The organism is Fodinibius sp. AD559, from assembly GCF_052712805.1.
In genome coordinates this window covers 579,538-604,436 of the sequence record NZ_JBQPVW010000002.1, presented here as the reverse complement: position 1 = coordinate 604,436, position 24,899 = coordinate 579,538, and the positions used below count along the sequence as shown (strand labels likewise).

At 40.1% G+C, this 24,899-nt stretch carries 28 protein-coding genes; 12 read left to right on the top strand and 16 right to left on the bottom strand.

The annotated features are described in order from the left end of the window. Positions 1–5: 5 nt before the first annotated feature. Genes ACQ4LT_RS05610 through ACQ4LT_RS05600 form a run of 3 tightly spaced genes read left to right on the top strand, consistent with a single transcriptional unit; the run spans position 6 to position 2,511 of the window. A complete protein-coding gene (locus ACQ4LT_RS05610) occupies positions 6–890 on the top strand; it encodes an outer membrane protein assembly factor BamD (RefSeq protein ID WP_445665041.1) in 885 nt (294 codons plus the stop codon). Next, complete coding sequence (nadD, locus tag ACQ4LT_RS05605) at positions 890–1,495, top strand: nicotinate (nicotinamide) nucleotide adenylyltransferase (protein ID WP_445665040.1); 606 nt, start codon at positions 890–892, stop codon at positions 1,493–1,495. The genes ACQ4LT_RS05610 and nadD overlap by 1 nt, the downstream gene beginning before the upstream one ends. Beyond that, complete coding sequence (locus ACQ4LT_RS05600) at positions 1,492–2,511, top strand: S66 peptidase family protein (RefSeq protein WP_445665039.1); 1,020 nt, start codon at positions 1,492–1,494, stop codon at positions 2,509–2,511. Before nadD ends, ACQ4LT_RS05600 begins: the two co-directional genes overlap by 4 nt. Positions 2,512–2,520: 9 nt before the next feature. On the opposite strand, the gene ACQ4LT_RS05595 is transcribed toward ACQ4LT_RS05600, so the two are convergent. The 6 genes from ACQ4LT_RS05595 to ACQ4LT_RS05570 form a co-directional block, all read right to left on the bottom strand. After that, the gene (locus ACQ4LT_RS05595) at positions 2,521–4,587 is read right to left on the bottom strand and encodes a hypothetical protein (protein WP_445665038.1); all 2,067 of its coding nucleotides are present in this window, start codon (positions 4,585–4,587) and stop codon (positions 2,521–2,523) included. Between the two features lie 68 nt (positions 4,588–4,655). Continuing rightward, complete coding sequence (locus ACQ4LT_RS05590) at positions 4,656–5,648, bottom strand: AAA family ATPase (RefSeq protein WP_445665037.1); 993 nt, start codon at positions 5,646–5,648, stop codon at positions 4,656–4,658. 5 nt (positions 5,649–5,653) lie between these two features. Further along, a complete protein-coding gene (locus ACQ4LT_RS05585; protein WP_445665036.1) occupies positions 5,654–7,042 on the bottom strand; it encodes a peptidylprolyl isomerase in 1,389 nt (462 codons plus the stop codon). After that, on the bottom strand, positions 7,035–7,967 hold the full coding sequence (locus ACQ4LT_RS05580; RefSeq protein ID WP_445665035.1) for a peptidyl-prolyl cis-trans isomerase: 933 nt from the start codon (positions 7,965–7,967) through the stop codon (positions 7,035–7,037). Before ACQ4LT_RS05580 ends, ACQ4LT_RS05585 begins: the two co-directional genes overlap by 8 nt. A 6-nt stretch (positions 7,968–7,973) precedes the next feature. Next, positions 7,974–9,308, bottom strand: coding sequence for a NupC/NupG family nucleoside CNT transporter (locus ACQ4LT_RS05575; RefSeq protein ID WP_445665034.1), 1,335 nt, complete (start codon positions 9,306–9,308; stop codon positions 7,974–7,976). Then, positions 9,305–9,943, bottom strand: coding sequence for a thymidine kinase (locus ACQ4LT_RS05570; protein ID WP_445665033.1), 639 nt, complete (start codon positions 9,941–9,943; stop codon positions 9,305–9,307). Before ACQ4LT_RS05570 ends, ACQ4LT_RS05575 begins: the two co-directional genes overlap by 4 nt. A gap of 695 nt (positions 9,944–10,638) precedes the next feature. Here ACQ4LT_RS05570 and der point away from each other — a divergent pair. The 6 genes from der (at position 10,639) to ACQ4LT_RS05540 (ending at position 15,585) form a co-directional block, all read left to right on the top strand. Then, positions 10,639–11,946, top strand: a complete 1,308-nt coding sequence (gene der / locus ACQ4LT_RS05565; protein WP_445665032.1) for a ribosome biogenesis GTPase Der — start codon at positions 10,639–10,641, stop codon at positions 11,944–11,946. A gap of 88 nt (positions 11,947–12,034) precedes the next feature. Continuing rightward, positions 12,035–12,733, top strand: coding sequence for a NuoI/complex I 23 kDa subunit family protein (locus tag ACQ4LT_RS05560; protein WP_445665031.1), 699 nt, complete (start codon positions 12,035–12,037; stop codon positions 12,731–12,733). A 7-nt stretch (positions 12,734–12,740) separates the two neighbouring features. Further along, positions 12,741–13,310 (top strand): hypothetical protein, encoded by a 570-nt coding sequence (locus ACQ4LT_RS05555; RefSeq protein ID WP_445665030.1) that lies wholly within the window; start codon positions 12,741–12,743, stop codon positions 13,308–13,310. A gap of 14 nt (positions 13,311–13,324) precedes the next feature. Next, positions 13,325–13,951 (top strand): hypothetical protein, encoded by a 627-nt coding sequence (locus tag ACQ4LT_RS05550; RefSeq protein WP_445665029.1) that lies wholly within the window; start codon positions 13,325–13,327, stop codon positions 13,949–13,951. A gap of 6 nt (positions 13,952–13,957) precedes the next feature. Beyond that, positions 13,958–14,428, top strand: a complete 471-nt coding sequence (locus ACQ4LT_RS05545) for a redoxin domain-containing protein (RefSeq protein ID WP_445665028.1) — start codon at positions 13,958–13,960, stop codon at positions 14,426–14,428. 707 nt (positions 14,429–15,135) lie between these two features. Next, positions 15,136–15,585 (top strand): fasciclin domain-containing protein, encoded by a 450-nt coding sequence (locus ACQ4LT_RS05540; RefSeq protein ID WP_445665027.1) that lies wholly within the window; start codon positions 15,136–15,138, stop codon positions 15,583–15,585. Between the two features lie 5 nt (positions 15,586–15,590). Here ACQ4LT_RS05540 and ACQ4LT_RS05535 read toward each other — a convergent pair whose 3' ends face one another. Genes ACQ4LT_RS05535 through ACQ4LT_RS05510 form a run of 6 tightly spaced genes read right to left on the bottom strand, consistent with a single transcriptional unit; the run spans position 15,591 to position 20,024 of the window. Further along, the gene (locus ACQ4LT_RS05535; RefSeq protein WP_445665026.1) at positions 15,591–16,466 is read right to left on the bottom strand and encodes a diacylglycerol/lipid kinase family protein; all 876 of its coding nucleotides are present in this window, start codon (positions 16,464–16,466) and stop codon (positions 15,591–15,593) included. Continuing rightward, entirely contained in the window at positions 16,463–17,317 is an 855-nt protein-coding gene (locus ACQ4LT_RS05530; RefSeq protein ID WP_445665025.1) for a hypothetical protein, read from the bottom strand. Before ACQ4LT_RS05530 ends, ACQ4LT_RS05535 begins: the two co-directional genes overlap by 4 nt. Positions 17,318–17,319: 2 nt before the next feature. Further along, entirely contained in the window at positions 17,320–17,670 is a 351-nt protein-coding gene (locus ACQ4LT_RS05525) for a DUF952 domain-containing protein (protein WP_445665024.1), read from the bottom strand. A 24-nt stretch (positions 17,671–17,694) separates the two neighbouring features. Continuing rightward, positions 17,695–18,639 (bottom strand): succinylglutamate desuccinylase/aspartoacylase family protein, encoded by a 945-nt coding sequence (locus ACQ4LT_RS05520; RefSeq protein WP_445665023.1) that lies wholly within the window; start codon positions 18,637–18,639, stop codon positions 17,695–17,697. After that, positions 18,632–19,555 (bottom strand): 30S ribosomal protein S6--L-glutamate ligase, encoded by a 924-nt coding sequence (gene rimK, locus ACQ4LT_RS05515; protein ID WP_445665022.1) that lies wholly within the window; start codon positions 19,553–19,555, stop codon positions 18,632–18,634. The genes ACQ4LT_RS05520 and rimK overlap by 8 nt, the downstream gene beginning before the upstream one ends. Before the next feature lie 10 nt (positions 19,556–19,565). Then, a complete protein-coding gene (locus ACQ4LT_RS05510; protein WP_445665021.1) occupies positions 19,566–20,024 on the bottom strand; it encodes an ATP-dependent zinc protease family protein in 459 nt (152 codons plus the stop codon). Positions 20,025–20,174: 150 nt separating this feature from the next. On the opposite strand from ACQ4LT_RS05510, the gene ACQ4LT_RS05505 reads away from it, so the two are divergent. Both ACQ4LT_RS05505 and ACQ4LT_RS05500 read left to right on the top strand, forming a co-directional pair. Next, positions 20,175–21,020 (top strand): 5'-nucleotidase, lipoprotein e(P4) family, encoded by an 846-nt coding sequence (locus ACQ4LT_RS05505; RefSeq protein ID WP_445665020.1) that lies wholly within the window; start codon positions 20,175–20,177, stop codon positions 21,018–21,020. Between the two features lie 6 nt (positions 21,021–21,026). Beyond that, a complete protein-coding gene (locus ACQ4LT_RS05500) occupies positions 21,027–21,416 on the top strand; it encodes a hypothetical protein (protein WP_445665019.1) in 390 nt (129 codons plus the stop codon). Positions 21,417–21,494: 78 nt separating this feature from the next. On the opposite strand, the gene ACQ4LT_RS05495 is transcribed toward ACQ4LT_RS05500, so the two are convergent. From ACQ4LT_RS05495 to ACQ4LT_RS05485, 3 genes are all read right to left on the bottom strand, one after another. Then, positions 21,495–22,739, bottom strand: a complete 1,245-nt coding sequence (locus ACQ4LT_RS05495; RefSeq protein WP_445665018.1) for a hypothetical protein — start codon at positions 22,737–22,739, stop codon at positions 21,495–21,497. A 2-nt stretch (positions 22,740–22,741) separates the two neighbouring features. Then, positions 22,742–23,239: a hypothetical protein gene (locus ACQ4LT_RS05490; RefSeq protein ID WP_445665017.1), complete on the bottom strand. Its 498-nt coding sequence runs from the start codon at positions 23,237–23,239 to the stop codon at positions 22,742–22,744. Between the two features lie 170 nt (positions 23,240–23,409). Further along, positions 23,410–23,952, bottom strand: a complete 543-nt coding sequence (locus tag ACQ4LT_RS05485; protein ID WP_445665016.1) for an adenine phosphoribosyltransferase — start codon at positions 23,950–23,952, stop codon at positions 23,410–23,412. Between the two features lie 68 nt (positions 23,953–24,020). On the opposite strand from ACQ4LT_RS05485, the gene tadA reads away from it, so the two are divergent. After that, complete coding sequence (gene tadA, locus ACQ4LT_RS05480) at positions 24,021–24,512, top strand: tRNA adenosine(34) deaminase TadA (protein ID WP_445665015.1); 492 nt, start codon at positions 24,021–24,023, stop codon at positions 24,510–24,512. Position 24,513: 1 nt separating this feature from the next. On the opposite strand, the gene ACQ4LT_RS05475 is transcribed toward tadA, so the two are convergent. Next, a complete protein-coding gene (locus tag ACQ4LT_RS05475; RefSeq protein ID WP_445665014.1) occupies positions 24,514–24,867 on the bottom strand; it encodes a site-specific integrase in 354 nt (117 codons plus the stop codon). Between the last annotated feature and the right edge of the window lie 32 nt (positions 24,868–24,899).

The following is a 24,899-nucleotide window of genomic DNA, read 5'->3' as shown; positions in this document are numbered from 1 at the left end:
AAATAATGCATAAGCTTTCTCCTTTAACATTTAAATTTTCTTGTTTATTACTTGCTGCATTGGTATTTGTATCCTGTAAAAATAGTGATTTGATCCAGAGAGGGGATTCTCTGGAGGTGGCGTTTGACAAAGCCATGGCGCTATATGAGAAGGAAGACTATACCGAAGCGTCCGAAGCTTTTGAAACAGTTGTGCAAATTGCTCGAGGCACTGAATATGGACAAGATGCCCAATTTTACTTGGCAGAATCTTATTTTAACGATGGGCGTTATCTGTTGGCAGCTTCGGAATACCAGCGGTTTATTTCGCTTTTTCCCCGGGTAGAAAGACGACAGGAAGCCCAATTCAAGGAAGCATACTGTTATTACAAATTAAGCCCTCGTTATAAGTTAGATCAAAAGTATACACGTACCGCAATAGAAAAATTTCAGCTGTATAATTCTCGTTTTCCAAATTCAGAAAAAGCCGATGAAGCCGGACAGTATATCTCAGAAATGAGAACAAAGCTTGCCAGAAAGCTATACCATTCCGCTGATTTATATTTGCGTACTGATCGATATGAAGCAGCCGTTATCTACTATGATTTAACCATTGATAAGTATCCTGAAACAAAATGGGCACAACGTGCTTTGGTTGATAAAATAGAAACCTACAATATTTATGCTGATCGGAGTGTTCCGTCTAAACAACGTGAGCGCTATCAAAAAGCAGTAGAAGCGTACGAAAAATTTATTCAGCTTTATCCCAACGGAGAATATCGCCAAGATGCAGAAGAGCTTGTCGACGAAGCTCGGACTGCGCTGGCAGAACTCCCTGATGATGCGCCTGTTGTTGAAGGTGATGGGGAGAATACCCAGGCTGATCTTGATGAAGATCCCAATTCAAACTAATGTCAGCCCAGCAGAAGAGCATAGGGTTATTAGGTGGTAGCTTTGATCCCGTTCATAACGGGCATTTATCCATTGCGGAATCATTTTTAGATTCTGATTTACTTGATGAGCTCTGGGTGCTTTTGACACCCGATCCACCTCATAAAACAGATCAGGCACAAGCTGATTATCAATTACGGTTAGAAATGCTGCAAGCAGCCTTTGAGGATTTTGATGATGTAAAAGTCAGCAACCTTGAAAAAAAGTTGCCTCAACCGTCTTATACTATTCAGACTCTTGAGTATTTAAAAGACCAACATCCCGACTATGCCTTTTATTTATGTATTGGAGGCGATTCGCTGCGGGATTTCAAAAACTGGAAAGATTGGCAAAAGATTCTCGATCATACCGATCTTTTGGTAGCTCAAAGACCATCTTCGGATACCCAAAAAATCGATAAATTCCTGAAGGATCATGTCCATTTTATTAATCATGAACCCATTCAGATCTCATCAACAGTAATCAGGAATGCTGTTGCCAATGGAGATGATATTTCCGATCTGGTTCCTTTATCCGTAAAAAACATTATTGATAACAAACAACTTTACAGGGAGAAAGAACAATGAATAGAAAGGGATTTTTAAAGCTTTTATCAACAGGAGGATTGGGAACATTTCTGGCAAATATCGGTGATTACTCTCATAATAAGAGCTTAATCAAGCCAAAAAAATTACAGCAGGGTGATACTATTGGACTTATTAGCCCGGGATTTATTTTGCCTGATTCCAATAAATATGATGAAATTATTGATCAAATACAGCAGTTGGGATACAAAGTGAAGGAAGGTCCTAATGCACGCAACCAGTATGGCTATTTAGCGGGAACAGACGAAGAGCGGGCAGCCGACCTCAACGCTATGTTCGCGGATAATTCTGTGGATGCCATCATGCCATTTCGAGGTGGATGGGGCTGCAATCGTATTTTACCACTCATCGATTTTGATACTATCCGGAGTAATCCCAAAATCCTTGTCGGCTATAGTGATATTACGACTCTACTGCTATCCATTTTTGCTAAAACAGGTCTGATAACGTTTCACGGTCCGGTGGGGAAGTCAGAATGGACAGACTACACAAGGCAACATTTCAAAGATGTTCTTACCGGACAACAAAAATTATTTAATATTCCCAACAACGATCTATGCAAGGAAGGTAACGAATTAGAGGTGATAACCCCGGGCAAAGCAACGGGCACGCTTCTGGGCGGCAATCTAAGCGTCTTATCCGCTATGATGGGATCTGACTATCTTCCTAACTGGAATAACAGCATTCTCTTTTTGGAAGATGTCGGGGAAGACGTGTATCGCCTCGATCGTATGTTAACACAGCTTAAATTAAATGGTGTTTTGGAGAAAATTTCAGGATTTGTTTTTGGTCAATGTGTCTCTTGCGAAATGTCGAGTTCTCAAAGTCTGACCCTCAATCAGGTTTTTGATGATCATATCAAGCCACTTGGCATTCCGGCGTTTTCGGGAGCCATGATTGGCCACATCGATAACATGATAACCTTACCCGTAGGTTTGTCGGCTGAAATGAATACGAAAAATGGAACAATCAAGCTAAAAGAATCAGCTGTAAGGTAATTCAAGATATTAGGGAAGAGACAGGTATTTTCGCAATATCCACTCACTGCATAAAAGGATTATCACGAGAATAAACCAGCCAACATGCTGATATAAATAAAAGAAATTCGTCTCAACTTGCTCTTGACGATCCAAGAGTCCCTTTTCTTTTAACTTATTCCAGAACCCATTCACCGAATCAAAAGGAACATATTGGCCGCCTGTATTCTGGGCAATTTGACGAAGCAGCTGTTCATTCCTATTGATATCAATATATTCTGCATTTGAGGCATCTACAGAAAATTCGCCACGCTCGGTGTCTAATGTTCGCTCCCCTTTCTGAGCTATTGCTTTAAAAGAATAAACTCCTTCGGGCATAGGAGGTATGCTTAAACGGTAATTTCCGTTGTCTCTATTTTCCATGGAATACATTCGCCCATCTAACGTATCGGAGCTGATAGAAATCGTAATATTTGCATCCGACTCGTTTTGCCCTCGTTCATTTTTAAGATAGGCGTCAATAATTATCGGATTGGAACCTGAAAAAGCATCTTGCTGAGGTTGAATATCAAGTAGTTCGTTATCAGGATCGGTAGCCGTCCAGCTTATCATATTTTGCCAAAGCTGTTTTACAAAAGCTTGTATCTCCTGATTTTGATCCTGCTGAAAACGATACCAATTGTAAGCCGTAACAAATAGATGACGTTTGTTTCCCAATTCATGAGCTACAACCACGGGCTTTTGGATAGATTCTCCTCGATAAGTACTACTAAACAGCATATCAGCATAGCTTGCAGTGCTAATATGTTCTAACGGAGCCATTAGGTTGGGAAGTTGATCATAGGTCACGGCCGGCAATTCGGTAATAGGATGTCCGGACTTTTGGGGCTCTAAACGAAGATCGATTTGCCCGTAATTCAAATTCCCTGTAATATCAACAGGAAGGGCAGTAACATCCTGCTCAAACTGCTGTGGGCTAAAACGGGGAGAAGCTATTATAAGCAGAGGAACTTCATCCCCAATCATTTCTAACTTTTCTTTTATCTTTGCAGGCACGCCTGTAATTGGATAACCGTGTATGACAGCAAGATCCAGCGAATCTGTCACAGAAGAAAAGTCTCCTTCTATAAAATTATCTCCTTTTAGCCAGGTTCGATTGACGAGTTCGGTATTTTCATCTGTTGACAAAAGTGATCGCACAAATCTTACATCCGGATGTATTTCCAGGGCAAGCGATAGTATTTGCTGTTTAGCATCTTGAACATCTACCGTAAAACGCTGCGTATTATTAGCTGAAGTCCATTCATCACTGAGGGTGGGAATATGTATTTCGTATTGTTGTAACCCTTCCTGTTCCAGCAGAAGATCAAAACTTACCTGCTGACTGCTATTTCTAATTTCAGGAATAATTACTTTTTCAGATAGTACTTCATTTCCTTTTTTGAGATGTACAGGAATTGTGCTCCCTTCAAAGCCTTTACTGTTTATGGTTGTATTTACACTCTGTGTACTGTTAAGATAGCCGCTGGAATTTGTTGAGATAGATGAAACCAACACATCTTTCTGAAATGTCGTATCTCCCAAACCAATTGAAAAAATAGGGATGTCAATATCCGAAGTTTCATAAATAGGATTTTTTCCCGTTGTATAGATTCCATCACTTATTAGCAGGGCCGCACTTGCCTCGTTTTGGCTTGCCCTGATTGCTTCAATTCCGGATGTTATATTAGTTTGGTCATCATCGAAGGTAAGACTGTCGATTTCCGTCTGTTCTACCTTACTACCCACTTTATAAATCTGATAATTAACGTTGGTATCATCGCTTAAGCCCAATTCCTCTAAAAGCTTAGTATAACTTTTGCTGCCTTGGTAGATCTTTTTATCGATTTGTGTACTTGCCGAATTGTCAAGCAGTACTAAGATATTGGCGGGTTCGAAATAGGTTTCTTCTGTTTTAAAAAATGGATTTACGAGAAGTAGGAGCAGGATAAAATACACACAACTACGCAGGGCTATGAGGGTATAATTATAGAGGGTACCAATTTTTTTAATGTTGGAATACGACCACCACGCAATAAGAAAAGTGCAGGCAAACATCAGTATATAAACCCAAAAGGGGAGAGAAGACTGGAATCCTTGAAAGATGAAGTCCACGATGATGATATTTACATTTCGTCAAGCAGCATTTCAATGAGCTTGTCCGCCGTTAATCCCTCTGCTTCCGCCGCATAATTGTTAACAATCCGATGACGTAAAACAGGTTTTGCAAGAGCTCTGATATCATCCTCAGAAACGTTATATCTTCCTCGCGAAAGAGCCCGGGCCTTTCCTCCCAATACTAAATATTGAGAAGCACGCGGACCAGCACCCCAGCTCATGTACTTTTGGATAAATTCCGGAGCTATTTCGGATTGCGGGCGGGTTTTCGTTACAAGTTCAACTGCTGATTTTAAGACCCTATCGGGAACAGGTACTTCACGAACCAGATCCTGCAGTTCAACAATTTGTTCAGCATTTAAAACCGCATTAATCTCTGCTTCACCAAGGGAGGTCGTTTGGCTTACAATATCTTGTTCCTCATCAAGAGAGGGATAATCCAGCCACAGATTAAACATAAAACGATCAAGCTGAGCTTCCGGTAACGGATAAGTTCCTTCCTGTTCAATAGGATTTTGTGTAGCCAATACAAAGAACGGCGGGTCAAGGGGATAGGTGTGTCCCGCCGTCGTAATATGAAATTCCTGCATCCCTTCAAGGAGGGCAGCTTGTGTTTTGGGCGGAGTGCGATTGATCTCATCAGCCAACACAATATTGGCGAAAATAGGTCCCTTAACGAATTTAAAACTTTTCTTTCCTGTTTCTCGATCATCTTCAATAACTTCCGTCCCCGTAATATCACCAGGCATTAGATCGGGGGTAAACTGGATGCGGCTAAACCTGAGATTCAGGGTTTGGGATACCGTGCGGATAAGAAGCGTTTTGGCAAGACCCGGAACCCCGATAAGTAGACAGTGTCCCCGGGAAAACAGGCAAATAAGAAGCTGGTCAAGAATTTCTTGTTGACCAACAATAATTTTGCCTACTTCTTTTCGAATCTTTTGAAAAGATTCCTGAAAAAAATCTACCGCCTCAACCGATTCCTCAGGTATAGTACTCATATCGGTTAAAAGTTGATATTTTTGTAGCGCTCAGGAATCGTAATCTTGTACTCCACATACATATTTTCGCGCAAATCAGCCAACAGGTTATTCATATATTCTGCCTGCTTCTCTTGCAGTGCAGCCTGTTTAATGCGGGTATAGTCCTTCTTTAAGTTCGCTCTGTGTTCTTCAATTCGTCTATCAAGTCGAACAATGCGAAAGGCACGCTGTGAGTTATTTTCTTCGCCCATCGTAAAGGATTTTGGCTCTGAGATATCACCGACCTCATCCAGTAAGAGCACAATTCTATAGAGGGCAGGATCGAGTTGTTCGAGTGCAATAAGTCGCTCACCAGTTTGTGGATTCAAGACCCGGCCACCCTGAGGTGCTGTATTCGGATCATCAGAATGACGTCTGGCCATTTCAGCAAAGGTTATGTCTTCGTTAGTAAGTACAGAGTCGCGAATTTGTCTCAATTCCTCTTTTGCTGCCTCATCGTCATAACTTTTATCATCGACCTCGATAAGGATATGATTAGTATCAATTTGTTCGCCTTGACGCTTGTTAAGCCGGATAACATGAAAACCAAAGCTTGTTTCTACTACTTGAGAAATATCTCCCGGTTCAAGTGATGAGGCTGCAGCCGAATACTCCGCAACAAAATCATCCATAGACATCATCGGCAGTTTTCCATCCGACGAAGCAGAAGGGCCGTCGCTGTATTTTCTGGCCATCTCTTCAATGGTTTTACCATGATTTAGCACCGAATCACGCAACTGTTTTGCCAATTTTCGAGCTTCGGATCTGGCATTTTTCAATGGAGGAGGAACGGAAACAATTTGTGATACGGCCACCCGCTCCGGAATCATTGGAAGTGAATCCTGCGGGATTTTATTAAAATATTCTTCAACCTCTGGTCGAGTTATAGAAACATTACTTCGCTTTTGTTGCTGAAACTGTTGCACAATCATCTGTTCGCGATAATTATCGCGTAAATCAGCCCTAATTTGAACAATACTCTGTCCCATTTCTTCTTCCAGGGCTTGCTCGCTACCCACTTGTTCAACGTAAGAGTTTATCTGTTGATTTATTTGCTGATCCACTCTTTCGTCGGAAACCGTAATAGAATCGCGCTTAGCCTGATCAAGCATTACATGGCGATCAATAATATTTTCTAAAACCGTGTACCAAATCTCTTTGCTAAATGAGATTTGTTGATTTCGCTGTTGCTGAAGCTGCATCATATATTGTTGTACTTCCTGATCAACATCCGATTTAAGAATAATATGATCATTTACAACAGCAACAATCTGATCCAATTTTTTATCAGATTGTTGGTTTTGTGCTTGTGATAAGAGGGGAGTTAAAATTAATGAAACTATAAAAAAGAGCAGTAAATATGCTTTATTCATTCGTTGAGTTGTTTTCAAGGGTATCGTCAAGCGTTGAATTTTGGTTAGGTTTAGAAGGTAAAACGTTAAAAGTCTCTATTTCATTGTTCGACTCAGCCTTAAGATAAAGATTCTTAACAAAGGAACTGAAATTTCGTTGCCGATTATTTAAAGTCATCCAATCTTTAATTTGTTCTATAAGCCATTCTAAGTTGGGGTGGTCGCCCTCAGATCGGGTTTCAATTAATTGCACAAAATGGTATACGCCATTTACACGCTGAATAGGAGAAATTTCACTTTGTCCGATGACCTCCAAATATCGATTCATAATATCAACATCCTGTGCAGCCATCGAAACAGGCCAGTACTGATCAGATTCACTGATAACGGTTGAAGGATTGATAGCATAAGTTCGGGCGACTTCGGGCCAGGGCACACCACCTAACAGATCTTGTCGCGCGTTACGGGCTTCCTTAATTGTTTTTGTACGCATATGCCGGAATTTTACAAAATCCTCTTCGAGCACAAACTGTTCTTTATTAGCCTGATAATAAGTTCGGGCTTCCTCATCCGTTATCTGCATATCCCTTTCACTAGAAGTCAATACATAATCTTTAAGCGCCTGACGTAGTATTTCCTGCCTTGCTCGCTCAATTTTTTGTTGTATTTCGGGTTTTTGTTCTAAGCCAAGTCGCCTTGCTTCCTGGACCAGCAATTGCTGGCGAATCCAGTTGTCCCGGTACTGTGTTAAAGCCTTAACACTATCTTCTGATAAAACAGCTTCAGGAACATCTGAAACGGCCTGATCTACTGTTAAGTATTCATTACCAACCCGTGCAAGCGCATCTTCGGTATTCTGATGGGTCGTTTGCTGACAAGAGGCAAAAGATAATATTGCCCCAATGATGAACAACAGATACAATATATATGATTTACGTATTTCCATACTCAGTTAGAATAACATTCCGGCAATTGTTGCCGTCATTAGATTCGCAAGGGTACCGGCTAACACCGCTTTAAGGCCGAACTCTGCCAATTCAGATTTTCTACTTGGAGCTAATCCCCCAATACCTCCAATTTGAATAGCAATAGATGAAAAGTTCGCAAACCCACACAGGGCAAAGGTAGCCATTCTAATTGTTTTGTCACTAATCTCTGAGGCACTTACCATCTCTGATAACTGTAGATAAGCAACGAACTCATTTAATACCACTTTCGTACCCAGTAAGGATCCCATATTAATAGCATCCGCCCAAGGGACACCCACCACAAATGCAATTGGGGCAATAATCCAGCCAAGAACTCTTTCGATCGTTAACTTCCCGTCTGTAATCATTGCATTAATACCGGTCATATTTCCAAAACTCTCCAAAAAATAATTTCCCATAGCCAATAATGCTATAAACGCCAACAACATAGCTCCAACATTTGCAGCTAATTTTAGGCCCGTAGCAGCACCGGTAGCAGCAGCATCTATACCATTGGCATCGGTTTTTTCCACACTCATTTTGACTTCGCCTTTGGTTACCGGCTCATCCACTTCGGGATACATTATCTTCGCAATAACAAGGGCAGCGGGGGCGGCCATCAAACTTGCTCCAAGCAATTGTTCGGCAAACATCAGGCGACCTACATCTAATGCCACGTCGTGTGCCTGGGCGTAGGAATTGCCTAACATCTGCACGTATGCGGCCATAACCCCACCTGCAATAGTAGCCATTCCGCCGGTCATTACAGCCAGTAGCTCAGATTTGGTCAGCTTTTTGATATAGGGCTCAATTACCAAAGGTGATTCGGTTTGACCCACAAAGATATTTGATATAACTGCTAATGACTCAGCTCCTGAAGTCCCCATTACTTTCTGCATTCCTTTGGCCATATATTTTACTATACGCTGCAGAATCCCATAATGATATAATATAGCAGTTAGTGAAGCGAAAAAGATGATAGTTGGCAAAACCTGGAAAGCAAAAAAGTTACCCATGCTGCCTTCCATGCCGGGACTTTTCGCTAAATCACCAAAAATAAATTTAGCTCCTTCGGTGGTAAAGTCTAAGACGATTACAAAGAAAGAAGACACCCAGCTGAAAAAATCTTTGGGCCATCCCAAGGGTGACCAGTATTCTTGCATTTGGCGACCTTTTAAAATGAACACAGCCAAAATAAACTGTATGCCGAGACCGGTACCAACTAAGCGCCAATTAATGTGTTTTTTATTTTTACTAAATAATACAGAAATGCCGACAATAACCGCCATTCCGATCATACCACGAAGTATGTCAATCATGATTCGTCTTCTTCTTTCATATTATCTTGTTTCTGCATAGGCTGAATGGGCTTACCTCTTCGTTTGTCAACAGGAGGGCGATAACAATGTCTGGAACGGGGTTCATAGGCATCTGTTTCTCCAACAAGTACCCGATCCTTACTTTCTACAACCCGTTGTGAATAATGGGCCATCGTTCCGCTTTCTGCACAAACAGCATGAAGTTTAGTAACATATTCTGCGATGGCCAGCATTTGGGGCATAGGTTCAAAAGGTTGGCCCTCAAAATCCATATCAAGGCCGGCTACAATCACTCTTTTGCCATCATTTGCCAACGTGTTGGCCACATTCATCAATTGCTTGTCAAAAAACTGGGCTTCATCAATACAAACAACTTCAGCTTCGCCGGTAAGTAATACAATTTGATCAGCAGTATCAACTACCAAACCGGGCAACACATTTTTGTTGTGCGAAACCACGTCTTCCTCATCATAACGGTCATCAACCTTCGGTTTAACCACCACAACATGTTGTCCGGCGATATGTGCACGTTTAGCACGTCTGATCAGTTCTTCGGTTTTACCGCTAAACATCCCACCACATATAACCTCAATCCAGCCAACTTTCTGTGGTACAAATGACGGTTCGTTAAGCATATATACTTTTTATATAAATGATTCTGGGTACCGCTGTTAAAGCATTGAATATATCTTTGTACGGGTAAAAATAAAAAGATGAATTCAAATTGAATATTATGGCGATTGCAATCGATGAGTATTGATCCCCCCCCGACCTGCATCCCAATAGGGCCCTCGTTGATTCGAAGTCTGTGCGGTAATTTTGGATAATTTCTTGCACACTTTGTTTAACGGCAATGGCAAGTGCATAGGTATAGGATCGTCCCACTAAACCAGCCTCAGTTCCTGAAAGGTGGCTTTAAACACATCATTGGCAGACCTTATATCGAAGGCTTCCTAAAAAGAGGTCCGATTGCCACTGTCGGGAAAATAGTTTATGAGAAGGCATAGTTATTTAACTTCATTTTCCTTCATAAGTTGGCTCTGTCGATACATATCAACAAAAACCCAGATGATAGGGTAGGGAGGAAAAAATATAGAACAGATAAGCTTTATATTTTTATTACGTGATTCCGAAAGCTGAGAGAGGCCCGCTATACCGGCCATCCAGAAAATAAAAGCAAGAAAAATTGTGAATGCGACGGTGATAGAACCGAGAAATCCGAAGCTATTATAAAAGGTTTCAAGCATTGAGTTTATACTCTACTTTAACAGTTAAATTCGTTATTTTTGTAGCTTGTCATTGAAAATAAAATATAAATAATAAATACCACATGCTCCCTGTAGTTTCAATCGTAGGGCGGCCTAATGTAGGCAAATCTACTATCTTTAATCGACTTATCGGCGGCCGTAAAGCAATTGTTGATGATCAATACGGTGTTACCCGTGATCGCCATTACGGAGAATCGTTCTGGAATGGCCGTGAATTTAATGTTATTGATACCGGCGGATACCTGCCAAATGAAACGGATGTAATGATCCAGGGTATCCGGGAGCAGATTCATATTGCCATTGAAGAATCGGATGTTATCCTGTTTGTCGTTGATACCGAGGCCGGTATTACCAGCCTCGATCAGTCGGTAGCACAACTGCTTAGGCAGGAAGAAAAGCCCGTATTGCTGGTGGCCAACAAAGCTGATAATGAGGAGCGCGAACTAAACGCCACCGAATTTTACTCCCTGGGATTTGAGCAATTGTATCCCATATCGGCATTAAGTGGCCGGGGTACGGGTGACCTGCTTGATGAAGTAGTTAAATTACTGCCCGCGGAAAAGCATGAACCCGAAACCTCCATTCCGAAATTAACCGTGGTAGGACGTCCCAATGTGGGTAAAAGTAGCTTTATTAATGCGCTTTTGGATGATGAGCGCTGTATTGTGACTGACATTCCCGGGACGACCCGCGATTCCATCAACAGTAAACTTATTTATAACGAGAAAGAATATATTCTCGTTGATACCGCAGGGCTTAGAAAGAAAGCAAAAGTTAAAGAAAATGTAGAGTTTTACAGCACTGTAAGAACCGACAGGGCTCTCAAGGAATGTGATGTTGCCTTGATTATGCTCGATGCTATGCGCGGCTTTGAAGAGCAAGACAAACGCATTCTTCGAAATGCGGCAAAGTATAACAAGGGTATCGTGATTATTCTCAACAAGTGGGATTTGGTGCCCGACAAAGATACAAACGTCCACAAAGAGTTCGAGGAGTATGTATACAGTCGCGTGCCGATGATGAAATATATTCCTATTGTGTCTATTTCAGCCATACACAGGAAGCGTATCCACAAGGTGATAGATGTTGCCGACAAGGTATTGCAGGAACGAAAAAAGACGATAAAAACGTCAGATTTAAACGATTTTATCGAACGCATCTTAAAAGAAAAATCATTGCCGGTTCGGCGGGGAGTTAAACTAAAAATAAAATATGGCACCCAAGTAAAATCGAATCCACCTGTCTTCAAATTTTTCATGAATAAGCCTGAGGAACTACCGGCCAGCTATCGACGGTATATTGAAAATAAAATTAGAGAAGAGTTTGAATTTACTGGGGTTCCCATAACAATGAGATTTGTTCAGAAATAATTGATATTCCTTTTGACGTGAATCATTGAATCAGTTATTTTTCCAGCGATATTACGTTGAGCAACAACTAATTTTTAATTGCATACTCATGCCAACACCTCAAAATTTAGAGCAACCCAGAGCGAACGCGCTCAATGAACAGTTTGACCGAGAGCGCTCTTTTTCCTTTATGGAAAATTTGTATCTGCCTGAAATTTTTAAAGCGTTGTGGTATACGCTTAAGCAGATGTTCCAACCCAGTGTAACGCTGCAATATCCCGAAGAAAAATGGGACCCACCGTCTATATTTCGAGGACGACCGGTGTTGGTTGAAGACAATGGCAAGGAACGCTGTGTAGCCTGCGGGTTGTGTGCACGAGCTTGTCCGCCATTGGCTATTAGTATGCAAGCCAATGAGGACTCTGACGATCCCAAAGAACGCTATCCTGACTTTTTCGAAATTAATATGCTGCGGTGCATTTACTGCGGATATTGTGAAGAGGTATGTCCGGAAGAGGCGATCGTAATGAGTAAGGACTATGATATAGTCTTTGAATCCAGGGAAGAGGCTATTTATGATAAACAGCGACTGCTGGTTCCCAAAGAAGATCTCCAAGAGCGTTTAGAGTTTCTTCGTGAATACAAAAATCGTCAATTTGGACAGTTTTGGGATTTTCAGGAAGAAAATAATATTCACTCTGTCCGTGATCGAGATGAAGAATTCCATTCCGGGCTTTCTCTTGTTGAAATGCTTGAACAGCAACGACATAATGACGATGTAGAGCCTGAATCTGAATGGGTGAGATAATCGAACCATGGCTGATCGGGAAATCTCACAGGAAGAACTTGACCGCTTAATTGATGACGCCTCATATCTGCAGGATGAGGCAGAGGCAATGCAGTACGTTATTGATGACGTACCTTACTCAAAAACACCTCCTGAAGGACGCTCAATAGCAGAAATGTTGTTGCTTATTGATCACGCCCAACTTTCCTATTATCGACCGATTATGGAAGAGGCCATTGAGAATCCTCGTCCCACACATCTCGATAACTTTACCCACTTTAAAGAAAGTTTCGAGAAAGATGAGGAGAAATTGGAGAATGTGCATAAGATCCTTAAAAAAATAGCGAAACATAGGGCAGGACTTGTAAATGCTATTAAAAACATTTCGCTAATTGATTGGGAAACAGTTGTTTACAGAAATAATACCCAATTGTTACTTTTTGATTTTATGCAAGAAATGATTCGCTTTGAAAGGGGAATACTAAAAGATATTGCTGATCAAGTACGGATCTACAACCAAGAAAAGAAGCAGCAACGTGACATACAGCAGCGCCGCTCACAACAACAAGGTCAACATCCCAGCGAAAACCAAGACTGATAATATTAAGTTCTATGATCTGGGCAACATTAGTACTTATACTTATTAGTGGTTATGTTGCTGCTAAGTTTTTTAGTCTCACAAATAAAAGAGGACGACTTAAATTTCTTGGGCTTACGGTTGCATCCGGAATATTTACGATAATGCAGTTTTCCGTTTTATTAGATCATTTAATGACGGATCCCAGTGTAACCGCTGCTGCTGAATTTATAGTTGAATGGGGACATGTAACAAGTCTGGCGTTTGTACTTAGCTCGTTGGCTATCTTTATTCGGGAATCGAAACCTGTGTTTGCTCAATTTCCGATGATTTATACAGCCTTTCCACTCTTAATTATCCTCTCTTATTTACTGGTTCAGGACACATACGCTATTAAAACGTGGCTATTAGTAATATACCAGGGTGGAGCAATCACTATAGCACTCCTTATGTATTCTGTTTATACCTATCGTCGCACCGAATACGCACTTATACTGGGTGGAGTGATCGTTTTTCTGATTTCTTATATCCTTTTCTGGAGTATTTCAGAGATACAGGATTCCTACCAGTGGGTATGGAAATTATTGGTAGGTCTTGCCATGGTTATAAGTATTTTAGGATATGAGCAGACGGAAAAAGAAGTTGTTACAAATACAGCATAATCTATTATGACATCGAAAATTGATTCTAAGGCCCCGGATTTTACTCTGAAGAATACAAAAGGAGAGGATATAACACTTTCTGATTTTGAGGGAATGGCAAACGTACTTCTGTTATTTTTTCCCTTAGCATTTTCCAGCACTTGTACTAAAGAACTTTGTACCACAAGAAATAACATGAAGTTATATGATTCGCTGGATGCCAAAGTTATTGGGATAAGTGTAGACAGCTTTTTCTGTCTGCGGGAATTTAAACAGAGCGAGAATTTGAATTTTACTCTCCTAAGTGATTTCAACAAAAAAGTATCAGCAAAATATAATGCTTTGTATGATGATTTTTATGGTATGAAAGGGGTTTCCAAGCGGGCATCATTTGTGATAGACAAACAGGGCACCATAAGGTTTCAGGAGATATTAGATGATGCCAGCGAATTACCAAACTTCAAAGCAACCCAAGAAACACTTTCGGATCTGAATTAAATAACAAATAAAGCTAACTGGGATATTAAATTAGGTAGGGACCATTAATAAAAAAAGACCTATCATATTAAAACCTTTCTTACTTTACATAATATAAATTATGCGACATATAATACAATTTACTTAAAACAATGCTTCATCTTGCATTTAATTTATTCGACAATTCTATATAAAGAATATTTTATACTGATAAGTATGGAATTTAATGAGAACCAATATTCCAACGTGATATTTTTAAACTATAAGTTAGTTCTAATTAGTATCTATGATCTCAATTACTACCGGCTCACTCTCTTTATTTATAAATAAATTATCATCAATAATTCTCTATAGATGCATTAAATATTAACTGATCTTCCGTTATCAAACACTCCTTTTAATAATATTTACTTCAATTATTATCATTTGATCATAAAATCCCTGTTTAAATGATCCAGACAAAGACATTGATCAAATTTCAATTCTAAGCGGTTTAAATATATTTATCATGGTTTGATATGTCGAAATATGTATTATAGGAACATAATTACGCATTACAGATGTTTTAAGTAAAACAACAACTCAATATTTTATTATTGGGTACAATTTAATCTGGAGTCTTTTACGACATTAATATTTGGATCTCAAAGAAAACGCATTATAATAAGATAGGCATGCAAAAAAATCACCTACATTCATCAAGATTATCTTTAATTAAAAATTAATATATGAAGTTTTCCCAAAAGATATTCCGGTTAGCTTTAGCACTGTCTTTTTTGGTTACTCTTTCTGACTTACAAGCTCAGACGATTGTAGAAAAACTAAAGTCCAACAGCCAAACAACTCAGTTTGTCCAGGCACTCGAAAATACTGGCGTTGATGATCGCCTTAATCAATCGGGACCTTTTACCGTATTTGCACCAACAAATGCCGCTTTTAATAACCTTAGTATAGGACAAAAATCAGATTCTAATCTTTTGCTAAATCATATCTTAACCGGGATGGCTACCAAGCGTAGTTTACGCGCAATGTCAGATATTACTTGTTTAAGCGGCAAAACAATCTCTATTCAAAATCAAAGTGGCAATAACCTGGCTATTGAGTCGAACAGAATAAGCACATCCAATATCAAGGCGAGCAACGGAGTCATCCACATCATTGATGGAGTCATTGAATAGCTATTTTATAAAGGGCAAATTACCTCTAAGGCGTTGGCATTCAATGAAATATCAAATTTATTTGACTCCGCTTCGATTATTTCGCCGTCAGCATGAATATCAACATCAGCAGTAAAGTAAAGGGAAAGCTTTTCAACTTCTGCAGATCTTACTTGTGGGATTAGGTGTGATTTTTTAAATAAAAAAAGTGGTAGTAAAACAGGAATCAACCATTTTGCTACAGGTTTTACCAAAATGGCATTTAATTTTCCATCAGTAATCGATGCGTTCGGGGCAATCCAGAAAGAACCTCCTTCTACCCTTCCATTTGCCAATGAAAACATAATAGCACGCTCTTTAGAAATCTTTCCATTTTTATTTACGCTTACTTCAAAAGATGAGTGATTGATCACTGCTTTTAGTGCCGATATCGAATATGATAACAATGGATGTAAATGCTTCAGCTGTAATGCATAACGGTTAGTTAAGCCATCAAACCCGAATCCCAATGAATTTAAAAAGATAAAATCGTTGCATTGTCCCACATCTATTGGAACCGAATTTGCCTGTTTTAATACAGAAATGGATTGCTCCAACTTAACGGGGATATTGAGCGTTTTACAAAGATCATTACCTGTTCCAAGAGGAATAATCCCCATCTGTTTTGGAGTATCAATGAGAGTAGCAGCCACCTCACGGACTGTTCCATCCCCGCCACATGCGACAAATACGTCAAATTTATCAAAATGTTGCTCGATAAAGACGGTTATATCACCAATGTTCTGGGAGTGAAATAAATAGCCATTTTTAAATTCAGAAATGAACGCCCGTAAGCGTTCGAGTTTCATTTCCGACTTTCCACCTTGTGCTTCGGGATTGTATAAAAAGGCATGCCGTTTCACGAAATAGAATCATTTAGATGGGATTCTAAAATTGTTAAACACCGCTGGATATCATCAATAAATACTCGTTCACCTTTTTGATGATAAGGATAAATAGAAGGCTCTAATGCCACTGAAACCGTTGTACAACCACCTTTTTTATTAAATTCTTCTCCATAATGGAGATAATCATTGGTGTTATTATCTACTTTAATTTCTCCATCGATATCTAAAAATCGATTCACCGTTTCTTCTGTCTTTTGGATAAGCTTTTCAGTGGGATCAAGATCATTCAACTCCCAGTGATTGGCATATAGCGCTACACCTTTATCTCCTTTAAATAGCGGGGTTGTATCCAGGGTAATAACCTGGTCAGGCACGGTGTCCAATTTTATACATTGCTGGGCAATGCGTTGAGCACCCATCCCATTTGTATACCCCTTGCCGTTATTTTTTAGTAGCTCGGGATGCTCTTTAAGCCCCTTTTTCTCCTCCATTTCGGAAAAGAAAAAAAGCAGATTCGGCCATTGACGGGATTCGGCCATTTCGGCCAACGTTACTACCATTCCCAACCCGGCACTATCGTCCATAGCTCCTTCAATTTGATCTTCGATAATATCAATTGGCAATGGATCGGGATAATCAGTGCCATAGTGGTTAATTTTATCAAGATGGGCCGTTAGGGCAATCGTTGGGAATTCAGAACTATTACCAACCTTATAAACTAAGCTGTTGCCTTTAACATCAATTTCATGTGACGAAGAAATATCTTCAAATACCCGACGAATGTATGGATGGAGTCGTTCTTCGTAGGTACTAAACGAAGGAATTTGCGCAATTTCGGTAATATGTGTTATCGCCTGATCTAACATTGTTAATTAGTGGTGAATGCGATATCAAAATTACCGTTGTCCTCTGCTTTAATAGTAATTTTGTCGATAATGGCATTGGTATTAAGCGGACTATAAAGATGTGGAAACTTTTCCCCGGTATCCTCATTTTTTTCATATTTAATATCTTCATGAAGTGTAGTAGCATCAATCACAAGCAGAAGAATTTCATCTTTATCTCCAAAAATTCTGTTTGCTGTAGCTTCGACTTGTTCCCCTGTTGAACAATGGATAAATCCTTCGCTTTCAAGGGATTCCGGCTCATAACTTCCACTATTATTAAACTGTTTCCAATCGTCTTTAGTAGTTATATGAAATAAAAGATCGTCGCGCATAATATGATTAAAGTAATTTTGAAATTATTCGTAAGCTAAATGTAATAATGCATCACCTTTGTGAACTACAGGAGCGTAATTCAACCCAATTACCTGTCCATCGTGCGGACAAGTAAACTTAAACTGTTCATTGCCGTATGGGTCATTGACATGCCCTAATACCTGACGCTTTTTTACCTCATCGCCAAGTTCAATTTTAGGTCGAAACAAACCGGCATATTTAGCCCGAACCCATGTTGTTTTTCGATATGTCTTAGTTTCCTGAAGGGGTTCAGGAGCTTCATCTTTCATTTCAAGATATTTCATTAGACGCAGGGTGCCATTGATACCTTCCTGAATGCCAAACTCATCAAAACGCGTTGATTCGCCGGCCTCATACACCAAAATATGTTTCCCTTTTTTATGTGCCGCTTTTCGAAAAGACTTTTCAATAAGCGAAGAATGAATTACAAACGGAGCTCCAAAAGCTTCACCAAGCTCCTTATTCTTCTCTACATCCAGCGTACAACGTACTTGTGGATAATTAGATCGGGCCGCCCCACCGGTGTGAAAATCAATTCCGTAATCAATCTGTGGGACGATCTCATTCATCAACGTATGGGCTAATAAACGTGCCAGCGAACCGCCCTTTACACCCGGGAAGCTGCGATTGATATCCTTACCATCAGGCAACCCACGTACATTTTGGATAAATCCATATACATTAACCAAGGGAAGCGCAATTACACTACCCTTCTTTGGCATTAGCAGATCTTTGGAAACCATCCGGCGGATGATTTCTATGCCATTTAATTCATCGCCATGTAGCCCGCCGGTAAGCAATAATGTAGGTCCGTCCTCTTCAGACCGGAAAACATGTACCGGGAGATCAATATTGGTATAGGTAGGTAGCCGGGCTATATTCAACTGAATCTCTTTATGTTCCCCCGGTTCAATCTTGTAGTTGTTAATCGTAATTGTATCAGGCATTTCTGGTCAAATTCTGACTCTTCCGGGGACTATTCTTTATTTCGGTAGCCTTGCGCTCAACAAATGAGATAATACGTCCGGCAATATTTTTGCCGGTCGCCGATTCAATACCTTCCAATCCCGGAGAGGAGTTTACTTCGAGCACCAACGGACCACGTTCCGACTGCAGCATGTCTACCCCTGCAACCGACAATCCCATTGCACGAGCGGCAATAAGCGCGGCACGACGTTCTTCCTTGGTTAACTTAACCAACTCTCCGCTACCGCCGCGATGGATATTCGATCGAAACTCACCTTCGACGCCCTTTCGCTTCATAGCTCCAACAACTTTACCATCCACAACAAAAGCTCTGATATCTTCGCCTTTGGCCTCTTCGATAAATTCCTGAACAATCACACGGGCTTTCATACTGTGGAACGCCTGTATAATCGACTCAGCTGCTTTAAAAGTCGGTGCCAATACCACACCAACGCCCTGTGTACCTTCCAGCAATTTAACGATGAGCGGCGGACCACCAACGGATTCAATAATTTTTCTCACCTCGGTGGAATAATTTGTAAACACAGTTTTAGGCATCCCCACCCCGGCCCGAGCCATAATTTGCAGGCTTCTTAGTTTATCACGCGATCGCACAAGCGCTTGTGATTCAACAGCCGTAAATACTTTCATCATTTCAAACTGACGTACAACCGCAGACCCATAAAACGTTACTGAAGCTCCAATGCGGGGTATTACTGCGTCCACACCAGCAACTTTGGTACCGCGATAGTAAATGCAAGGATTATCTTTTTCACTTACGATATCACATTTAAGATGATCTAAAACGGTAGCTTCATGACCGGCGTCTTCAATAGCTTCAGTAAGACGAGAGGTGGAATAAAGTTTAGAATTTCGGGATAAAACAACTATGTGCATGTAGAATAAATTATGTCTGTTCTTTGATTTCCTTTTCCGATAAATATTTTTGGGATACATCAACGAGAAATCGTCCATTTATTAGCTTCCGTCCAACCAAGACGGGATAACGCATCTCAGAACGATCCGTGAGTGACAACTCAGCTGTTAAAAGCCGATCAAAAAGTTGAACCTTTGTTTTTACAACAAACCGTTCTTCCCTTGATCCATTAGAACTTTTGACCACCTTTTTACGATATATCGGCAACTCAAAAAGCTTGTCATTATAGGTTTCGTGTGATGGATCCAACAAGTTGAACCGCACATATTCCTCATCCTCCCTTTGAACAGGCTTTATATGATGACAATGCAAACTGGAAGTATAAGCTCCGGTATCAATTTTTGCATCGATACCATATAAATCCCACTCGGGAAAATTGATTGGTTCTAATCTGCCAATAATTTTGAGATCCTTTTTTTTAGCAGCCATTTTACAATCACATTAATCGTTAATGAACCCACTCAAGTATACAAGTTATTAAGCTTTGTATCATCTCCGAACTTTTAAATTCATTTCTTCTAAATTTCTCACTTTTTAATACTTTACAGCTGCAAAATTTAACACAATCACCGACTTATTATGCTTCGTACTTTTCAAAAATTAATCCCCTTTAGTTTTCTGTTCCTTGGATTGCTTTTCACTTCATGCAGCACCTCTACCCTTCAGCATCAAACTACTTCGGCTACGCTCTGGACACAAAATGCAGCTGAATATGATGCACTTACGACATCAGTTTATAATACAGCGCTTTCAAATTTGGGAATGGCCATTGAAGATTCATACTGGACGGCCTATCCCAAGCAGGAAGATCAAGAAATGCGCAACCTGCCTCCCGCAGTTATTTTGGATGTAGATGAAACAGTGCTGGATAATTCACCTTTTCAGGCTCGGATGATTGAGCAAAACAATAGCTTTAATATAGAGCAATGGAATGATTGGGTGATGGAGGCAAAGGCAAATCCGGTTCCTGGTGCTGTTAAATTTACGCAACGAGCGGCCGATCAAGGGGTGGCCGTCTTTTATCTAACCAATCGCGAAGCCAAAGTTGAAGAAGGAACCCGCCAAAACTTAAAAGAACTTGGGTTTCCACTTGCTGAGAACGAAGATCGTATTCTAAGTAATAATGAACGGGAAAACTGGACTTCGGCCAAAACAGAACGTCGTGCGTACGTTGCTAAAAACCATCGTATTGTTATGATTTTCGGAGATGATCTGAATGATTTTGTATCGGCTAAAGGTATTTCCCAACAAGAACGGGCCGAACTTGTTGAAAATAATGAAGATAAATGGGGAAGATTTTGGTACGTATTGCCTAATCCTGTTTATGGTTCCTGGGAAAATGCGCTCTATAATTTTGATGACTCCCTCTCTCCTGCTCAAATTGACAGCATTAAAAAAACGCGGCTGAATCCCAAGAAAAATTAATCTGTCATGTCCAGTCGAAAAGTTATTAAAGAGTTTTTCAAAGAGGAATTACAAACCACAAGCGGTTTTTCCCTTTACACTAATCTATTTCTTTATAAAGACAAGCAGTTACTAAAAGAAAATCGTCTGAAAGAATTTGCTGAACATCAAATAGATAAAGCAAAAAACATATTCTGGGCCGTTTCATTTAGTGTTTTTATTGCTTCATTTTATTCTTTCTGGCATCTCATTGAGTTTGGTCAAGATTGGCATTGGATCGACCTAACAATCGGGATATCACTGTGGGCCATACTCATCTATATCCTAATCAAAGCGTGCAAAGAATATTATACTATAACCAGCTCAATGACTTTATTTATCAAATTATTAGCTGAGGAAGAAACAGATAAGAGCTAATGGTCATTTAATTAAATAAGGGGATCCGTTGCACAACGGATCCCCTTTTAAAAATATACTTCTTAATTTCGGCAAACCTTAGGCCGATCCATTGTTTTTCTTTTCGCGAATCAACATCACGCCTAATGCTACCGCCAGTAATACGCTACCACCGAGTAGATAAACAAGAATATTATTAGACCGCGGCTGCGCAATTTGGGTCCATTCATCTACTTTTTGATTGAGTTTTGAAATCTGTTCCCGGCTTAACACATTGGCATGAGCTAAATTACTTGTCCATTGCACTTCTACGCGATTCCAAAACTCCTTAAATTTCTGGAGCTCGCTATAATTTGCTTCAGAAGGGTTATCCTTGCTATCCTTTATCTTTCGATCCAGATAGGAATGTAAGACCTTGTTCAATTCACCAGCTGACTCAAAAGCATCAGTTTTAATATCCTGCTGCGCAAAATAATTCTTCATTGCATCAATGGTATTTACCTGTAGCAGGTTATTCCATTTAGTTATATGTCCATTTATATTTTTTAAAAGCATATCAGCATTGTTGCCCTCATAAACCTCATGAATTTTATCGCCGAGTCTATTCCACATAATCTGAAACTGGTGATTTACCTCAGCCATGCGCATATAATCATCCAGCTGCAATTTTGAGGCATTGCGCTCCAATATTTGGATATTCTCTTCTGAAATATCGTGGATTAATTTCAGTGCGTCATTGGTCTTAATTCGTGATTTTTGATTGTAATCATCGATCTCCTGTAATGCATCTAAGTTCATATTCTGATACGTCACAAGCATTGAATCAATAAACGTCAAAATAAGCTCATCGCGCCTTTCTAAACTTTGCCGATACTCACGCACCATCTTTGAGAGCTCTTTTTCACTCTCCGTAGACTTACGAATGGCTGTTTTAAGAGAATCAGTCTGTTGATCGAGTTGGTTTAAATCCTGTTCGTATGATGCCAGCTGAGTCTCAAGCTTTTTAAGTTGCTTTTGCTGCTCCGCAATGGTTTCAACCTTATTAACTGTACGAACAGAAGACTTCTTCAAACTTTCCATCTGCTCTTCATACGTATCCGGATATAAGGCTTTATCAAGCAACTTCTTATGTTCGCTATATTTTTTCTCAAATTGTTTAATAGATTCGATCAGCTTTTCTGCACTATCGGGAGATGATACATTCTCTACCTGCTGTTCGTAGTCAGCATATTGTTCCTTAAACGTTTGCTGTATTTCGTAATCCGACTGTGCCTCCTGAGCATAAAGCACCGATGAAAAAAGCCCGATTACGACCGTTACTAATATTATTATTCGAAGTTTCATAATCAGTTCACCTCTCGTTGAGCCATTTGCGATTCTTCCTTTTTAATACTTTCTGCATTAACCTGCCATACCTCTCCTGTTGATCGATTAAGAAGCTGAATATGCGTCATCCGCTGGTTAAATGCAGGTTTTGATATGCCTTCATCTGTTATTTTCAAGGTTTCTTTTAATACCAACTTCCCTTTCTCAGGAGCCATAACGTATACATTCTTATAATCGGGAGCGGTTATATAGTAGTAGCCCTCTTGTCCACGAATATAACGTACCTGTTTAGTAGTTATCGAAGAAGTGTCCTGAGTCTCAGCATATTGAATGGGCTTTATATTAAACGAAATCCCATGCTTGGGATCTTCCACAGTGCCATCCTCATCAGGTTGCAGTACCGACTCAATTGATTGAGAATAGTCTACCTTGCTGATAACCATTGATTGCTTGCAGCCTGTCAGAAGCACCGCTGCAATCACAGATATCATCGTAACCGTTTGTATAAATGATTTCATGATACCGTTTATTCTATTATTAAGAATTGAACTATTATTTTTGCTCAATTACTTATAGAGGGTATCACAAACAAATGTTCCTTAAAAGACCCCAGCAGTCTCAGAATAGATTTTTATAAATGAATTGGTAAAAAGAGTTGCAGAGAGCAGATATAAACAGAAGATACGGTCTATAAAGAGATAAGAATATCTTTTGGAATATCATCGGAAAGTTGATCACTTCCTTGAAGCGCTTCTAATTCAATAATAAACGAGTAGCCCACTACGTGTCCCCCAAGCTCTTCAACTAATTGAGTAGCTGTCTTAGCCGATCCTCCTGTAGCTATCAAATCGTCGTGGATAAGAATACGATCTCCTCTCGAAAATGCATCCTCATGAATTTCAATAGCCTCTTCGCCGTATTCGAGCGCATAGGTTGCGGAGATCGTATCGGCAGGGAGTTTTCCCGGTTTTCGGATGGGAATAAAGCCGGCATGCAAGTCTTGAGCAAGATTAGTGCCAAACAAAAAGCCGCGCGATTCCAATCCCACCACATAGTCAATATCCATATGACGAAATGGACGAGCTAACGCCTGCGAAGTAAGCTCCAGCGTATCAGGATTCTGTAGCAGCGGCGTAATATCCTTAAATTGGATACCGGGTTTAGGGAAATCGGGAATATTGCGGATATTCTCTTTCAGTAATGCAATTATTTGTTGTTTAACACCATCCATTTGCCGTATTTTCTTATTGAAATTGTCGTGCTGATAATAGCTATTTGATCTCCAAGGAAGCAAATTAAATGAACTCTGATATTTCCGGTACTCAAAAACATCTTCAATTCATGCAACAGGCTTTTTTTCTGGCTGAACAGGCCTATGAAGAAAAGGAAGTACCGGTTGGCGCTATTGTAGTAAAAAATGATCGCATCATTGGGAAGGGATATAATCAAACGGAACGGCTAAACGATCCCACCGCTCATGCCGAGATGCTCGCAATCTCGGCAGCTTGCTCCACAATAGGACAAAAATATCTTCAGGATTGCACACTTTACGTGACCCTCGAACCCTGCCCTATGTGTGCCGGTGCACTCGTCTGGTCCAAAATTGATCAGGTAGTAATTGGTGCGTTAGATGCTAAAGCAGGAAGTTGCGGTAGCGTCTATAATCTTACATCAAGTGACAAACTAAACCATCAAGTTGATGTTATTCATGGATTTATGGAGGAAGACTGTGAGTGGATTCTAAAGCAGTTTTTCCAAGAACGTCGGTCAAAAGGAAATGGACAACCTTAACTTATGACGGCGAAATCTGTTGTTTCCTATTGCTATTCAGCGACCGATAATTATAAGGTGTTTGTCCTTTTACAAGCCCTTTTAATGGTGGTAACGGTTTTCCAATAATATGTCGATACAAAAACTGTATAGCTTGTCGGGCCTGGTTTTGGATAGAATCCGAAACCTTCCTATTAGTAACAAGGTGGTTTAAAAATCCCACCACCTCCTGCTCCCCCATATTTTGAGGATGCTCCAAATTGTGATGATAAATAAAACGGATAATCCAGCCGATATAGGTTTGTTCGGTACGATAGCTCATTCCCCGTCTTCTTATCTCTGTACGAATCTTACTAAGCAGTATTGATTTCCCCATAGGCCTCCCCTTTTTTATTGCTTTTATTAGTA